This is a genomic window from Flavobacterium sp. Leaf82 (assembly GCF_001422725.1).
GTDB lineage: Bacteria > Bacteroidota > Bacteroidia > Flavobacteriales > Flavobacteriaceae > Flavobacterium.
The window spans coordinates 216,836-233,052 of record NZ_LMMA01000012.1 but is presented as its reverse complement, the minus strand read 5'-3'; the positions used below and the strand labels follow the sequence as shown (position 1 = coordinate 233,052).

Genomic DNA, 16,217 nt, shown 5'->3' with positions numbered 1-16,217 from the left:
TTTGTTTACATCTGTTTTTAGTTATGCTTTATCAATCAAAATACTAACCGCGTTCCCGCCAAAACCAACTGCGTTTATTAAAACTCTTTTTATGGTCTTTGTCTGATTTTGTTTCGTTCCAAAAGGCACTTTGATAAAAGTATTATGCTGAAGCATTAAAAGTGCCAATTCTAAACTCAATATTCCGGATGCTCCAAACGTGTGTCCAACCTTCCACTTATTAGTTGTTAATAAAGGAACCTTTCCTTCAAAGACTTTTTCGATCGCCCGCAATTCAGTTATGTCCCCTTTTATAGTTCCCGGAGCATGCATTACAATTGCATCAACACTTTCTAAAGGAATATTGTTCAAAGCCATTTTCATAGATTTCTGAAAGCAGGTTGCTTCCGCAGAAATCGAGATATTATGTTCTAAAATCTCTGTCGCATAACCCATTCCCGTAATATATGCAATTGCATTTTCTTTCTCACCCGCTTCTAAACAACAAACTGCAGCACCTTCTCCTAAAATCATGGTGTTCTGAGTTTTCTCAAAATCAAAAGCCAGATTTGGCCACGGCTCTTCCGCCTGATTAATTCTCGAATATATTTTTAGGGCACGCATTTGAGCAATAGTAAAATCAGTCAACGGAGCTTCACTTCCTCCAACCAAAAATTTATCAGCCATTCCTGATTTTAGCCATGCAATACCATTTAGCACCGCATGAAGTGCTGTTGAGCAGGTTATAGAATGTGAAATTTCTGGTCCTGCACTTTGTAAATCATGCGCAATCCAGGAAGAAATATTACCCAAAGTTGTTGTTGGAGAAGCTAAAGTCTGTGCTTTTCCGGTATCAATATATGCTGCATAATGCTTTTCGAATAAATCTGTTGCACCGCGAGAAGAGCCAATATTGATTCCGAAGATATCATCTGAACCCCATCCTGCCTGTTCAACCGCTTTTCGCGAAGCCGCTATAGCAAACAAAACCGAGTCATCTAGAAATTTATATTTATCATCTGATGCTCTTAATTCTGCTATTATTTGTTTCGATTCAGGATCAAGAGAAGCCACCGAAGTTTCTTGCTGATCTAAAAACTGCTTCGAAAAACAATGCTTATTATCAAGATACTTTTCCCAAACTCCTTGAGAAGTATTTCCTAAAGGCGAAATAGATGAAAAAGCTGTTATAGATATTTTATTATTCAATGTTGTGGATTTTTAATCGCAAAGTTCGTAAAAAACTAGAATATGAATTAAACCATATAAGCTATATAAGTTAACATAAGCGTACGTTTATTAAATGAACTTATATAGCTTATATGGTTTACAAAAACTTATACCATTTCTATAGCTTCTTCGATTGTTTGATATACTTTACTAAGTTGTTCGTCTGTCATAATGTATGGAGGCAAGATGTACACGATATTTCCAACCGGACGCAAAACAACTCCTTTATCAATAAAGAAATTATAAAGCTTCGTTCGCATCGATCCGTAATAACTTTCCTCAGAATCTGATTTGATCTCGACCGCAAAAATAACACCCAACGTTCTGGCAGTAATTACTTTTGAATGCTTTTCAATCTTCTTTTGAAAGTTTAAATGACTCGCATTGATTCTTTTTATATTGACTTGCATTTCTTCTGTCTGTAACAAATCCATACTTGCCAATGCTGCTGCACAACCTGTAGGGTTTGCCGTAAAAGTATGCCCGTGAAACAAAGCTTTGTTGATATCATCATCATAAAAAGCATCAAAAACCTCTTGTGTAAAAGTTGTAATTGCCATTGGGATTGTTCCTCCGGTTAAAGCTTTTGATAAACAAATCATATCCGGATTTTCTGAAACATAATCCATTGCGAAGGTTTTTCCTGTTTTACCAAAACCCGTCATTACTTCATCTGCAATAGTCAGAACTTTATTCGCTGCACAAATCTGGATTAGTTTTGCCAATGCTTCCGGTTCATACATTACCATTCCTGCAGCTCCTTGTACCAAAGGTTCAAAAATAAAACCCGCACAATTATGATTCTGAATTACGTTTTGCAATGCATCAAAACTTTCCTGCTCCTTTCCTTTTACCGGAACCGGAATTCGGACAACATCTATAAACATTCCCTGAAAAGCTTGCGTATAAAAGGAGATTCCGCTTGCTGCCATTGCGGCAAAAGTATCTCCGTGAAAAGCGTTTTCGAAAGCAATTATCGTGGTCCGTTTTTCATTTTTATTAAAAAAATACTGCAACGCTACCTTTATTGCCACTTCAACAGCAGTTGAACCATTATCAGAAAAGAAGATTTTTTGCTGATTTTCAGGTAAGATCTCCATCAGTTTTTCCGCTACATTTATGGCGGGTTCATGTGTAAAACCTCCAAACAATACATGCTCTAAAGTGGTTAATTGTTTGTAAATAGCATCAGCAATAAATTTATTACTATGCCCAAACGGATTCACCCACCATGAAGCAATCGCATCAATATATTCCTTTCCGTTTTCATCCCATAACAAAGCGCCTTCACCTCTTGAAATTGCAATTGGAGTTTGTGCTGTTTTATGCTGCGTATAAGGATGCCAAAGATATTGGCTGTCTTTTTCTGATAATGTCATATTTTTAGAATATAAATATTAGAGTATAGAAAAAAGACTAAACTCGATAATCTTGTCAAAGATAGGAAAGTCTGTTTTCTTTATTCAAGGTTGTTTATCCTATAAATCAAGTAAATTTTCCCTAAATAACTCAGCGTATTCGCGAATTACATTTTGATCGAAATAAGGTTCTTCGTCAATTCTTCCAATACATTTAATTCCGGTTTTATTTAAGATTAAACTTTCGGTCGATTTATTCTCGCTTCCGCTAAAGATAATACCAGCAACTTCAAAACCATGATTCCTGATTGCTTCAATCGTTAATAAAGTATGATTGATGCTTCCTAAATAATGTCTTGAAACTACAATTATTTTATAATCAGGCTGAATTAAATCTATAATTGTATCGGTTTCATTTAACGGAACAAAAATTCCTCCGGCACCTTCAATCACTAAATGATTATTAGTTTCCGGCTCAACAATTTGTTTTATATCAATTTTGATTCCGTCAATTTCTGCTGCTAAATGCGGACTTGCAGGAGTATTTAATTTGTAACTGTTTTCGAAAATCTGCGATTTCTCATTTGAGATTTTCGATTGTATTTTGTGACTGTCAGAATTGTCTAAATCTCCAGCCTGAATAGGTTTCCAATAATCTGCTTCTAAAGATTCTACAATAATAGAAGAAGCAATTGTTTTTCCAACATCAGTTGAAATTCCTGTTACGAATATTTTCATATTTGATAGACCGCAGATAACGCTGATTAAACAGATTAATGCGGATTTTTTTAAATTAAATATTATCGCCTTAATACGATAATCTGTGCAAATCTGCTCTATCCGTTTTATCCGTGAGCCATCCCACAAAAATACCAATAAAAACAAAACCCATCATTACGATGGGTTTATTGTTTCTGTTATTCTTTTAGTTGGTCAATTATCTTCTTGATCTCTTTTGCATATCTTCCATAATAAAAACTCACCCACCATTCTGTCAAGATACCAATCAGTAATATTGTTATGACCAGAACTAATACATTTGCCACTATTTTTGAACTCTCAAAATTTCCGTTTAAAATTTTTATTGCCTCAGGATTTTTAAAAAATAAATATCCCGCTAAATAAATTATCATAAAAGGAGACAGTACAAAGGTAAACGTTTTATAAAGCTGCATATTAAGCCTGATATCATAATAGGTTTCATATAAACTGTCTTTGGTAGTCAATGCTGCTTTATCCAGTCTCTTGTAAAACAAAAAGAGTTGTGCTAAATAGTAAATACTAATCGCCATTATTATTCCATATATAAAATAATATGGGCCTACGAATCTTGACGGAAACTCATTATACAATGGCAAAAGTCCTATAAGAAACAAAACAAAAACCTGCCCTAAAAGTTCCCTGCGTAAATTTGTCCTGATTTTATCCAGTGGCATATTTGCTGATTGTATTTTTTTTAAATGATCTGGAACAACAACATTCTCCGTTTTTTCGTTGTTCCATGCGTTTTGTATATCGTTAAAATCCATATCCTTGATTTTTAATTATTTCTTTTAATTTCTCTTTTGCCCTGTTTAATTTTACCCTTGCATTTCCTTCTGATATTCCTAAGTTATCTCCTATTTCTTTATGAGAGAAACCTTCTAACTGATAGAAAATAATTGCTTTGTCTATCTTTTCGAGTTTTTGAACTGCTTTGTAAAAATGATCGATCTGACTTTCTTTTATATGCGAATCGCCTTCATCATCTTTTATATTTTCTGAAGCGATTTCGTATTTATCAACCTTTCGCTTTTCCTTTTTCAAGAAAACAATCGCCGTATTTACCGCAACCCGATACATCCAGGTCGAAAACTGACTTTCGTTTCTAAAAGAATCATACGATTTCCAGAGCTGGCAAATAATCTCCTGAAACAAATCCTGCTGATCATCAGGATTATCCATGTACATTTTAGAAACCTTATAAAGTATTCCTTTATGACTTTCGATCCTTTTTAAAAATTCTTGTTCTTTCTCTTTCAAAACGATTCTATTTCGTTACTGGTTTTACTTTATATCCTGCTTTTCTCAATAAATTAATTAATCCTAAATCACCCGCTAAGTGTGCTGATCCAACTGCCACAAATAAGCTTTCTTTTTTCATCATTTCAGGCAAACTTTTTACCCAATTTTCATTTCTCTCATAAAGCATATATTTTTTTGCTTTATCGTTCATTACTTTTTCAGCAGTAATAATTTCATATAAATCTTCTAAGTTTTCTTGTTTATAAGCCACAACCATATCTTTAGATAATTCTGTATCAGATTCCTCCAGCATTGCAATCATTTCATCAACAGAATAAGCATTTTCAAAAGATTTAAATTGAGATTTTACAGTTTCTAGTCCGCCAATTTGTTCTTTACGTTTTTTTGCGCTTGCTATAAAATCCATTTCATAAAACTTCATATCAGCACAGTCAAAGCTTTTCGATAAGATCAAACTCATGACGCTCATTAAACTAAAAGAATCAACTTGCTTAAGTGTTATTCCGCCCGACTTTTTCAATATCGCATCTAATTTAGTCAATTGTTCCAGAGTTAAACTTTTACTTAAAGGTTCTTTTCCCATAACCATTTGCTGCATATCGGTCATTTCCTTTGGATCATCGAGATTAACTTCTAAAACTAATTTTTCAGATGCATCAAATGCTTTTTTTGTTTTTTCCGAAAGAAAATAATCTCCTGAACATATCATGTGTATTGTTCCATACAAATAAGTAGGTTTTAACAATCCGTTTCCTGATACTTCCCATAAAAGTGAATTTTCAAGTTTTGGTGAATTCTTTTGTGCTTGAGCAGTTGTGCTAAAAATTAAAACAATTGCGATTACTGCTGATGTAAATAAATTTTTCATTTTGTTGATTGATTAATGTTATTGATTGATTTGATGATTAAAACTCCTTTTATTTTTTACTGTATTGTTCTTTTTTTATCGAAGCAAAAGTTGCCACAAGCAAACAAACAATTATAATAAAAAGATGCGGATATGGTTTGCCATATAAATGATGGTTTACCAATGAATAAGTTACTTGTAATGATGTTAAAAATAGTAATACATTACAAATGATTCTTTTAATAAAAGTGATTATAGTTTTCATAATTATTTTGGTTTATTTGATTACGACTCGTAAGTAATCAAACAATCAAAACGTTACAAAAAAAAAATAAAGTTTTTTAGAAAACTGAATAAAAACAGGGCTTAACATTCGGTTTTTTAAGAATAAAAACTGTGAAACAGGCCACTGATTGAACGGATCAAACTGATTCTCACAGATTTTTTATATTAGATTTTCTGTTATTGGTATAAACCAGTCTTTTAAATTCCGGACTTTCACCAAAATTAAGAACCAAACCAACTTCTATTTTAGTTGCTTTTAAATAATTCATCAATTGTGCAACGTGAGGATTAATAAGACGCATGCTTTTAACTCAACAATTATAGTTTCTTCAACTAGCAAATCAGCATAAAACTCTCCCACTAATTGATTCTTAAAATAGACTTTTATTTGTTTCTGTGCTTCGACTTTATATCCCTGTGCTCTTAATTCAAAGTACATCGCATTTTGATATACTTTTTCCAGAAATCCATAACCAAGTTGGTTGTATACATCATAAAAGACTTGTAATATTGGTTTTGATATTTCTTTATGTAATAGATCAGTCATAATCATCCGCGTAAACCAGTTAAATCGGTTTTATCCGTGGGCTAAAATACGAAATTTCCTAACAATTCTAATATTTGGTTAATTTCATCTTCACTGTTATAACTATGAATACAAAAGCGCAAACGTTCCTGTCCTTCCGGAACTGTTGGAGACAGAATTGGTTTTACATCAAAACCTTTATCCTGTAATTGTTGTGCCAATCGTTTGACATTTTCATTACCCGGGACAATTGCTGATTGAATTGCTGATTTGCTTCGAACAAACATCGGTTTTAAACCCAGCAGGTTTTTTTGCTGATTGAACAATATGATATTCTGACGTAATTGAACAATTGCTGCTGTATCGGTTTCTAATTGCTGATAGGCGACTAAAATTGTAGCAACAGAATGTGGAGATAATCCTGTTGTGTAAATAAAACTTCTAGCAAAGTTTACTAGATATTCTTTAAGTTCTGTGCTTCCTAAAATAACAGAACCGTGACATCCTAAACCTTTTCCGAAAGTCATAATCCGTGCAAAAATCTTATTATGTATTTGAAGATATTGTGCTAAACCTTCGCCCTTTTCTCCAAAAACACCCAAAGAATGTGCTTCATCGACCACCAGATAACATTTGTACTTTTCAGATAATGCTGTCAATTCTTCCAGATTAGGACAATCACCGTCCATAGAAAAAACAGTTTCAGTAACAATATAGATGTTTGTATCAGGAAATTTCAGGATAAGATGTTCCAAATCTTCAAAATCATTGTGACTGAATTTATATGATTTGGCATTCGACATTACAATTCCGTCCCGAATAGATGCGTGACTCAATTCATCATACAGTATAACATCATTACGTTGCGGTACAGCGCTAAAAAAACCAACATTGGCATCGTAACCCGAATTAAAAATTAAAGCAGATTCAGCGTCATGAAATTGCGCAATAAATGTTTCTGCGATTTGATATAAGGAATGGTTACCGGAAATTAAACGGGAACCCGTCGCACCATTTTGAATAATCTCATTTTCGATTAAATAATGATGTGCCAATTTAAAAACAGCTTCAGATTTAGAAAATCCAATATAATCATTAGAAGAAAAATCGACAAGATTGTTAAAACTTGGCAATTGTCTTAATGAATTATTTTGCTTTCTATTTTCAAGCTTCTGAATAAGGTTTTCCGGTAATTTCATAAAAACAAAGTTATGAAATTGAAGTTGATATTAAATAAACAGCGGGTTTGATAATGCCCGCTGTTTTTAATTTGCTTTTTAAATCGCACTTATAAAAGGCGATTGTCTGCTGAATTTTGAATCGGTCATTTCCTGAACCATGAATCTGGCGATATCAATTGCGCTAATTTTATCTCCCAAACAATCGTCTAAACTTATTGAAATCTCAGAACTCACGTCGCTAAATTCAATAAACGGAACCCGAACCTGTGTCCAATTGACATCACTTTTTACCAAAATATCATACGTTTTTTGGCGATCTTCCTGAATTACAGGAAAATTTGTTTTCATCCATTCTTTTGCCAAAGTCGTTTTGGTACTTTTTTTATCAAAAGGAGTGTCTATATTTAATCCCGCCAATAAAACATATCTTTTTATACCAAAATCATTCATTGAGTTCAGAATATTTTTTGTTGCTGAACTTGCTACAAGAGGTTCGCCCTGACGCTGACCAATCGTACTTATAACGGCATCACAACCTTCAAGTAACAATTGAATACTTTTGGCATCAATAGCATCTCCTTTAATAATTTCGATATTTGATTTTTGAATTGTAAATTCCTGAGGATTTCTTAGCAAAAGTTTCAAGCTAAATCCTTCTTTTAGTAACTGGTTTACAAGATATTTTCCAGTTCTTCCGCCACCGCCTAAAACAGCAACTGTTTTTATATTTTTCATTTGTATTCTTTATAAAATTTGACATAAATAATTTTCACTTTATCAAGTCGATAAAGCGAAATAATAAAAGCTTACTTAGCTTTTATAAAATGATCTATATTTTATAAAGAGATTCTAATAGTCCAAAAGTAAAAAATAAAACCTAAACTTATTTGTAAGATTTGTATTATTTGAGTTTTTTATTTTCTATCCAGATAAAGTTTCCTTTTTCAGTTGCATCGAGCAAACTAACCTCTAATCCGTTTGCTATACTTGTTGCCAGTTTAAAAGCCTGTTTTGAATCTAAATATACTGAAATTGATTTCTTTTTTGTTTCTGTGAGATAAATGTTGACTTCAAAATCACGATCTGTATGGTTTTTATAAACTGACACATATTGAATATTCTTAAATACTGTGTCTTTACATAACGGAATTCCAAATAATGAAAAATTAAAGCATACTTTTTTCTCTTGTGAGTTAGTATAAACTTTTTTGGTAAATGTTAGTCCTGCAGCACAAACAAATAAAAAAAACACGGCAGCCAAAAACTGAATAGCATACCATATTCTTCCATCATAAAACAATTCAGCGGTTTTATAGATTGTATGAAACATAAAAATATACAAAGGAATCGCAATTAATAAATGCCAGAAAGGCCTGTTTGAACTGTAACCTAATTTGTCTTGTGGTAAATCTATCATTATCCAAAAATAAAAAAAGCCAAACAATAATGTTTGGCTTTTTCATTTATTTTGAATTGTCATTCATTAACTAAAGCAATAGAGTTGTATTTAATAAATTGTATAGGTTACAGTATTAGTCCCAACACTATTAATTATGTAATTAGTAGTTGCCGGATTATATCCACGGTTAATAATATCTCGATTAATAGCTACAAGAGGCGATTCACAACAATCTCCAAGCCATGGAGCTGTGAATGTTGGTCCTACTATAACATTTGTAACTTTAACTTCTTTCTGATTGTTCCCAGAAGTTTTAATAACATTATTAGAATTCGTGGTTAGCGACATTGTCCCAAAACCTAATGCTATTACCAGCATTCCAAAAAAAACTTTTTTCATAATAGATTATTTAAATGTTAATACACTTACAAATATATCAGATAAACATCAGAAAAAATGTATGATTTATTCGCTAATTATATCTATTTTGTTAATTTTCTGACATTATTTTATTTCAAGCATACTGTTTTCTATTAAAATATGGAGCATAAAAAAAGCCATTCACCGCAGCGAATGGCTTTAAAAATTATTTTAAAATTGTCTTAGTCAACTAAAACAATTACTTTATTGTCTTTCATCTCGATAGTTCCCGACTGAATCTCTAATGTATAAGTCTGGTCATTTACTCTCGTGAATTTACTCGCTACGTCTTTAGAAAAATTAAAACTTGGCGCTGCAATTTTTACAGTTCCTTTTTCCAGAATAGAAACAATAGGAGCGTGATTATTCAATATTTGAAAGCTTCCATCAACTCCAGGCAATGTAACAGATGTTACTTCTCCTGAAAATAATTTTGCCTCTGGTGATACTATTTCTAAAATCATCTTTTTTTAGTTTACAGTCTCAGTTAACAGTCTCAGTACTGAATACTGTGACAGAATACTGAAAACTAGATTATGCTTCAGCTAACATTTTTTCTCCAGCTTCGATAGCATCCTGAATAGAACCTTTCAAGTTGAAAGCTGCTTCAGGAAGATGATCTAACTCACCGTCGATAATCATGTTGAATCCTTTGATAGTATCTTTAATGTCAACCAAAACTCCAGGAATACCTGTAAATTGCTCCGCTACGTGGAAAGGTTGAGATAAGAAACGTTGAACACGACGTGCTCTTGATACTGATAATTTATCTTCTTCAGATAATTCTTCCATACCAAGGATCGCAATAATATCTTGCAATTGTTTGTATTTTTGAAGAATTTCTTTTACTCTTTGTGCACAATCGTAGTGCTCATTTCCTAAGATTTGAGGAGTTAAAATTCTTGAAGTAGAATCTAACGGGTCAACCGCTGGATAAATACCTAACTCAGCAATTTTACGAGACAATACAGTTGTTGCATCTAAGTGAGCAAATGTTGTTGCCGGCGCCGGGTCAGTTAAATCATCCGCAGGAACGTAAACCGCCTGTACAGATGTAATAGATCCTTTGTTTGTAGATGTAATACGCTCTTGCATAGCTCCCATCTCTGTTGCCAAAGTTGGTTGGTATCCTACTGCAGAAGGCATACGACCTAAAAGTGCTGATACCTCAGAACCTGCTTGTGTAAAACGGAAGATGTTATCAACGAAAAACAATACGTCTTTACCTTGATCAGTTCCAGCTCCATCACGGAAATACTCAGCGATAGATAATCCTGAAAGTGCTACACGAGCACGAGCTCCAGGAGGCTCATTCATTTGTCCGAAAACGAAAGTAGCTTTAGACTCTCTCATTCCTGGCATATCTACTTTAGATAAATCCCATCCTCCATTTTCCATAGAGTGCATGAAATCATCACCGTATTTAATAATTCCTGACTCTAACATCTCACGAAGCAAGTCATTTCCTTCACGCGTTCTTTCTCCTACTCCTGCGAATACAGAAAGTCCACCGTGACCTTTTGCAATATTGTTGATCAACTCCTGGATCAATACAGTTTTACCAACACCTGCACCACCAAACAATCCAATTTTACCACCTTTTGCATAAGGCTCAATCAAATCGATTACTTTAATACCTGTGAATAAAACTTCTGATGAAGTTGATAGATCTTCAAATTTAGGTGCTGATCTGTGAATAGACAAACCGTTTTCTCCTGTTTTTGGCAAGTTTCCTAAACCATCAATTGCATCTCCAATTACATTGAATAATCTTCCATATACGTCTGGACCGATTGGCATTTGGATTGGATTACCAGTTCCAACTACTTCATATCCTCTTGACAAACCATCTGTTGAATCCATAGAAATGGTACGAACAGTGTTTTCTCCAATATGAGATTGCACTTCTAGAACTAACAATGTTCCGTCTTTTTTAGTGATTTCTAGTGAATCATAAATTTTTGGAAGTTCAACATCCTTACCGTTGAAAACTACGTCAACTACTGGTCCAATGATTTGAGCAACTTTTCCTATTACTTTTGACATTACTTATGTATTTATTAAATAGCTATTTAGGTTTATCGAAAATACCTCTTTTTTCAGAGCGCAAAGATAATTTTTTAAAATATAAAATCAATTTTTTTTTATAAAAAATACTATTATTTTGTTTGATTCCTAAAACTCAGGCTTCAAATACCGAAAAAAGCATTTTTTAACAAAAATAAAAAAGCCAGCACATTTTGCAAATGAGTGGCTTTCTTACTAAATAATTGATGTTTATTGTATCGTTGCGGGATATTGAATTGGATATGAACCCAAATCTACATGACGCAACGTTGAACCATATTTTACATTGATGGCATCTATAAAAATATTCGCAATTAAGCCATATCCTCTTGCACTTGGATGAATACCGTCAAGCGAAAATGCTCCTCCGGTTACATAAGTCGCCGACATGGTAAAATTCCCAAAGCGAATTCCTCCACTGGACAATTGTGTTAAAACTGCTCTTGTATCAACAAAAGCCAAACCTTTTTCTTTTGCAACTGCTTCTATCGTTACATTATAAGCATCAGTCGCTTTTTTGATTTCTGCAATTTCCGCCGGAATCAAAACATGTTTATCCTGCAACGGATATGTTACTCCAAATTTATTTAACGGAGCAGGCGGTGCAATTCCAAGTCCGGAATCACTGGCAACAGGCGCCGCACCAATAGCTGTTCTTGTAGGTAAAACTACAAGATCTGTCGCTTTTGCTTGTCTTGCTTGTCCAAATACTGTCCCATAAAATGCTGCAGTTTGCGCTCCTAATGTTGGAGTGAATGCAGCCGTTAACTGTGCTGATAAATTAGGTAAACTTTCATCTTTTATTAATACAGGGTTTGCAACCGTTTCAGACAACAAGTTAATTCTGTCGCCTGCACTAAAAGCTGTCAAAGCTTGTTTTAAAGGACCATATAGCTGTGCATTTAAAGCCTGGATTGTTGCTTTTCCAACAGCTTCGTTATCAGCTCCAAGTGATTTTGCAGTAAGCGGGTTATAAGGAACTGTTATAAAATAAGGCAAAGCAGTAATATAAGGCAAATTCGCCACAACGCCTTTTGCTCCCTTGGCAGTCAAAGTTGTTGTTAAAGTCGAAAAAACGTTCGCAAAAACAGTTGGATCTGTAATATCATTACTTCCATAAGTTGCCGGATTCACATTTCCTGTCTGATCTTTTCCAACTCCTCCTGAAGTAGCATAAGCCAAAACATCATTCCCTCCAATAAATAAAGAAAAGAAAGTTGGATTTTGCACGACAGCATCTGCCAAAACAGAAGTCGAAGGTGAACTTGCAAATCGAACAAAATAAGGATTTGCTGCATTTATAGCAAGTCCTGCCGGACTACCATAACCTGCCGCCACCAAGTGGAAACTTTTTGCACCGGGAATTCCTAAATTGCTAAACGATCCCGTAAGATGTGTCATTACCTCTGTCGTTGGCGTACCAGTTACCGGAACAGGAGCCACACCGTTAAAGTACAATCTGGGACCAAACGCCGGATTTAACTGACCTCCAAAAACCAGACCTCCAATGTTATCATTCATAAATGGTGTTGTAAAAGCACCACCGCCAGCCGCAGCAAATTGTTGCGCTAAAATATTAGTATATGCTCCTTCCTGACCTTTTTTGAAAAGAGCATTATCACTATAACCTGCAGCAAAAGAATCTCCAAGTGCTATGTATTTTGTAAAAACCGCAGATCCGGGAACAACCGGAACTTCGGCAGGAGTATCGTTATTATCATCATTATTACACGCCATAAAGGTTAAAGAAACCAATAATAGCCATTTCATATTTTTTATCATGTCATTAAGTTTAAAATTATTACGTCTTTCTACTTCATTTATTCAAAAAACAAAAAGAAAGAAACCCTGCTTCATCTACTTTTATAATTATGGATTAATCGTCCAGGAAACAAACCATTGCTGACCAATTGCTCCTGCACCAATTACCTGAATATAATCTGATCCAAAAAGGTTTGTTGCTCCAACTTTAAAAACTGATTTCCATTTTGTCACAGCATAATTTATCTGAGCATCAAGCACCGTGTTTTCAGGAACAATTCCATCTCCAAAAGAAGATTGCCATAAATATTCTGTATTCCATCTTACATTAACATTAAAACCTAAATTTTTAATCACTTTGGCATTTCCAAGAGAAGCTTTAATTCTATGTTTTGGCGTATTAAAACCTGCTATGAAACTTGGATCATCTGCCTGATTAAAATCAAATTGTGCGTAGTTATAATTAGCACCTACTTCAAAATCTTTATATACTTTTTTAGACAAACCAACTCCAAACCCTAATGAAGAAACCTGAGCGGTAGTATTAGTATATACCTGATACACTCGTCTGTCTCCAAAAGCTAATGCTTGATATGTTTGTTGTACAGATGGATTTGTCGCATCAGTTCCTACTGTTCCGTAATAAGGAGATATTACTCTGGCAGTGTTCATGAAATCATTGTAAATATTATAGTAGGCATTCAAATCGATTGATAAATCATTTTGAACTACAGAACGATATCCTACTTCGAAAGCCTGAACTTGCTCAGGTTTTACCAATCCGATATTAGCCACTTTAAGATCTGCAGGATTAGCCGAAGCAGCAAATGCCTGAACAGAGGCTACTGTATATGCATTACGATATGCATTTTGACCAGACATTGCAATTGTAGCAGGCTGTCCCGCGATTGTTTGTCCTGCCGCACTTACATTTACAGTTTCCTGAAAGCGATCTAAATTTTCAGGAGCCGAACCAATTAACGCGAATGGCCCTAAATCTAAACCAATGTATTGATCTTGTGTTGTTGGATTACGGAAACCTGTTTGATAAGACAATCTGAAGTTATGTCTTTTTGATTCTCCTGCAGAATACACAAATGAAACTCTTGGCGAAAGATTACCATCAAAGTTTTGACTCTTATCGTAACGCAAAGATCCAGTGAATTTTAATCTGTCATCCATGAATTTTTTAGTCAACTGACCATAAGCACCATATTCTCTGTAGCTAATTGGTCCGTCGTAATCTGTAAAGATAGTTCCTTCAGAATTCATTACATATTCTCTCCAGGAACCCCCAACCTGAATTTCTGCCCATTTAATCATGTCTCTAAAATTATAATTCACATCAGAGTGATATAATTTTGAGTGATCAATAAATTTTGCTCCCTGAGTTAAATCAGGATTAGAAATAACCGTTGTAAGTGCGTTATTAAACTGAGCAGAACCCGGCTCAAATCTGGCAGAACCTTTAGGTTTAGGAATAAATGAAATTTGTGCAGGAAGCACATTATAATCTGCAAAATTCCTTGCGATTGCAGCAGACTCATTTGCATTAGTTCCCATAACAGCACCAGATAATTGATAAGCTGTTGCATAATTTGTAAACCATTCCTGATCTGATTTTGCAGCTCTATTTACATTCCATGCAGCAAATCTCATATCATATGAATTCCCTGCATCTTCGTCAGTAGCATATACTCTAGCAAAAAAGTTTTTTCCTTTTACTTCAACTTTTCCTTGTTGCATCATGAAGTCCTTCAAAGCATATCTATTCGCACCTTGGTAAATGGTACTACCTAAACCAATTTTATATTGCATGATAATTTCTGTATCATCAGCAAAAGGTCGAATGTGAGCAGAAAAATCTGCTTTTATATTTTTTACCTTATTATCAGTCAGATCTTGTTCACGGTATCCGGTTCTGCTTACTTGTCCAACATTCGGGATAAAAGTAGTTACCTCGTCACCGTAAATATTTAATCCATCATAATTTTGATTATTAGCATGACCAATAGAACCTCCGGTCATACTTCTTGTATCGGCAGCAATCCACTCTGTTGCTTCCATATAAGTGAAGTTCGCTTTTAAAGCAAAATGTTTTGTAAAAGCTTTTGCAGCTCTAATTCCAAAATCATTATAATCATTTGTTCCGGCAGCTTTTTGAGTTGTCTGACCATATTTGTAGTAAACGCTAATTCCTTCATTTGTAAAAGGACTTTTACTATTCATAAACATAATACCATTAAAAGCATTTGCCCCGTAAAGTGCAGAAGATGCACCTGGCAAAAGTTCTACATTAGCTACATCTATATCAGAGATTCCAATTAAATTCCCTAATACAAAGTTTAAAGCCGGAGAAGAGTTATCCATTCCGTCAACTAATTGCATGAAACGTGTATTAGCTACAGAAGCAAAACCACGGGTATTAATAGATTTAAACGAAATACTACTCGTATTAAAATTAACCTCTTTTAAATTTTCCAAACCATCATAAAAAGTTGGTGCAGTCGTATTTCTAATTTCCTGAATTCCCATCCTTTCAATAGTAACAGGTGACTCAATTACTCTTTCAGGAGTCCTCGAAGCAGAAACAACAATTTCATCCAGTTTTGTTTCTTCATCTTTTAAAACCACATCTACTTTTTGATTTGTCGACGTTACATTAATCGTTTTGGATTCAAATCCCACTGCCGATACTTTGATCGTCACCGGTAATTTTGCAGAAGTACTTAGTTTAAATGTACCATCAAAGTCGGTTGAAGTACCGCTTCGTTCTCCTACAACACTAACATTAGCGCCAGGAATAGATTGTTTGTTACTATCAGTAACAGAACCGGTAATTGTATTCTGAGCGAAGGATATTCCGCTGAAAAACAACATAATTAGTAAATATACTCTCATTTAGGTTTGTTTTTGGTTAGTTTATATAGCCAAAATACAAATAATTTTGATATTAATAAAAAAATGTTAAATAAAATCAATATTCTATATTAATTTCGTTACAATTTTAACTATTCATCAATTAGATTTATTAAATTAAAATCAAATATCAAAGTTCCAAAACCCTCAATACTATGCATACATATTATTTTTAATTAAAAAAATGAGGATTTAATAAAAATACACCTTGAAGAAAAAA

General features: G+C 33.9%; 15 protein-coding genes and 1 pseudogene. All 16 read right to left on the bottom strand.

Annotated elements, in window-relative coordinates; translation table 11 throughout:
• Nucleotides 1–21 precede the first annotated feature (21 nt).
• On the bottom strand, nucleotides 22–1,188 hold the full coding sequence (locus tag ASF10_RS09635; RefSeq protein ID WP_056248210.1) for a beta-ketoacyl synthase N-terminal-like domain-containing protein: 1,167 nt from the start codon (nucleotides 1,186–1,188) through the stop codon (nucleotides 22–24).
• A 128-nt stretch (nucleotides 1,189–1,316) separates the two neighbouring features.
• Complete coding sequence (gene bioA / locus ASF10_RS09630) at nucleotides 1,317–2,588, bottom strand: adenosylmethionine--8-amino-7-oxononanoate transaminase (protein WP_056248206.1); 1,272 nt, start codon at nucleotides 2,586–2,588, stop codon at nucleotides 1,317–1,319.
• A gap of 99 nt (nucleotides 2,589–2,687) precedes the next feature.
• On the bottom strand, nucleotides 2,688–3,305 hold the full coding sequence (gene bioD, locus ASF10_RS09625; protein ID WP_056248204.1) for a dethiobiotin synthase: 618 nt from the start codon (nucleotides 3,303–3,305) through the stop codon (nucleotides 2,688–2,690).
• 179 nt (nucleotides 3,306–3,484) lie between these two features.
• Nucleotides 3,485–4,096 (bottom strand): hypothetical protein, encoded by a 612-nt coding sequence (locus ASF10_RS09620; RefSeq protein ID WP_056248201.1) that lies wholly within the window; start codon nucleotides 4,094–4,096, stop codon nucleotides 3,485–3,487.
• Entirely contained in the window at nucleotides 4,086–4,589 is a 504-nt protein-coding gene (locus tag ASF10_RS09615) for an RNA polymerase sigma factor (RefSeq protein ID WP_056248198.1), read from the bottom strand. Before ASF10_RS09615 ends, ASF10_RS09620 begins: the two co-directional genes overlap by 11 nt.
• Nucleotides 4,590–4,596: 7 nt before the next feature.
• Nucleotides 4,597–5,460 carry a TraB/GumN family protein gene (locus ASF10_RS09610; RefSeq protein ID WP_056248194.1) on the bottom strand — a complete coding sequence of 288 codons (864 nt, stop codon included), beginning with the start codon at nucleotides 5,458–5,460 and terminating at the stop codon, nucleotides 4,597–4,599.
• Nucleotides 5,461–5,509: 49 nt separating this feature from the next.
• A complete protein-coding gene (locus ASF10_RS24165) occupies nucleotides 5,510–5,704 on the bottom strand; it encodes a hypothetical protein (protein ID WP_131726527.1) in 195 nt (64 codons plus the stop codon).
• Nucleotides 5,705–5,873: 169 nt separating this feature from the next.
• Nucleotides 5,874–6,271, bottom strand: a pseudogene (locus ASF10_RS09605) (GxxExxY protein).
• A 41-nt stretch (nucleotides 6,272–6,312) separates the two neighbouring features.
• On the bottom strand, nucleotides 6,313–7,449 hold the full coding sequence (locus ASF10_RS09600) for an aminotransferase class I/II-fold pyridoxal phosphate-dependent enzyme (protein ID WP_056248192.1): 1,137 nt from the start codon (nucleotides 7,447–7,449) through the stop codon (nucleotides 6,313–6,315).
• A gap of 78 nt (nucleotides 7,450–7,527) precedes the next feature.
• Nucleotides 7,528–8,166: an NAD(P)-dependent oxidoreductase gene (locus tag ASF10_RS09595; RefSeq protein WP_056248189.1), complete on the bottom strand. Its 639-nt coding sequence runs from the start codon at nucleotides 8,164–8,166 to the stop codon at nucleotides 7,528–7,530.
• Nucleotides 8,167–8,332: 166 nt separating this feature from the next.
• On the bottom strand, nucleotides 8,333–8,848 hold the full coding sequence (locus tag ASF10_RS09590) for a hypothetical protein (protein ID WP_056248186.1): 516 nt from the start codon (nucleotides 8,846–8,848) through the stop codon (nucleotides 8,333–8,335).
• A gap of 90 nt (nucleotides 8,849–8,938) precedes the next feature.
• Entirely contained in the window at nucleotides 8,939–9,208 is a 270-nt protein-coding gene (locus ASF10_RS09585) for a hypothetical protein (protein WP_131726526.1), read from the bottom strand.
• A 224-nt stretch (nucleotides 9,209–9,432) separates the two neighbouring features.
• Nucleotides 9,433–9,714 (bottom strand): F0F1 ATP synthase subunit epsilon, encoded by a 282-nt coding sequence (locus tag ASF10_RS09580; protein WP_055094163.1) that lies wholly within the window; start codon nucleotides 9,712–9,714, stop codon nucleotides 9,433–9,435.
• A 70-nt stretch (nucleotides 9,715–9,784) separates the two neighbouring features.
• Nucleotides 9,785–11,296, bottom strand: coding sequence for a F0F1 ATP synthase subunit beta (gene atpD, locus ASF10_RS09575; RefSeq protein ID WP_042563499.1), 1,512 nt, complete (start codon nucleotides 11,294–11,296; stop codon nucleotides 9,785–9,787).
• A 231-nt stretch (nucleotides 11,297–11,527) separates the two neighbouring features.
• Nucleotides 11,528–13,099, bottom strand: coding sequence for a G-D-S-L family lipolytic protein (locus ASF10_RS09570; protein ID WP_056248181.1), 1,572 nt, complete (start codon nucleotides 13,097–13,099; stop codon nucleotides 11,528–11,530).
• An 87-nt stretch (nucleotides 13,100–13,186) separates the two neighbouring features.
• A complete protein-coding gene (locus ASF10_RS09565) occupies nucleotides 13,187–15,979 on the bottom strand; it encodes a TonB-dependent receptor (protein WP_056248178.1) in 2,793 nt (930 codons plus the stop codon).
• Between the last annotated feature and the right edge of the window lie 238 nt (nucleotides 15,980–16,217).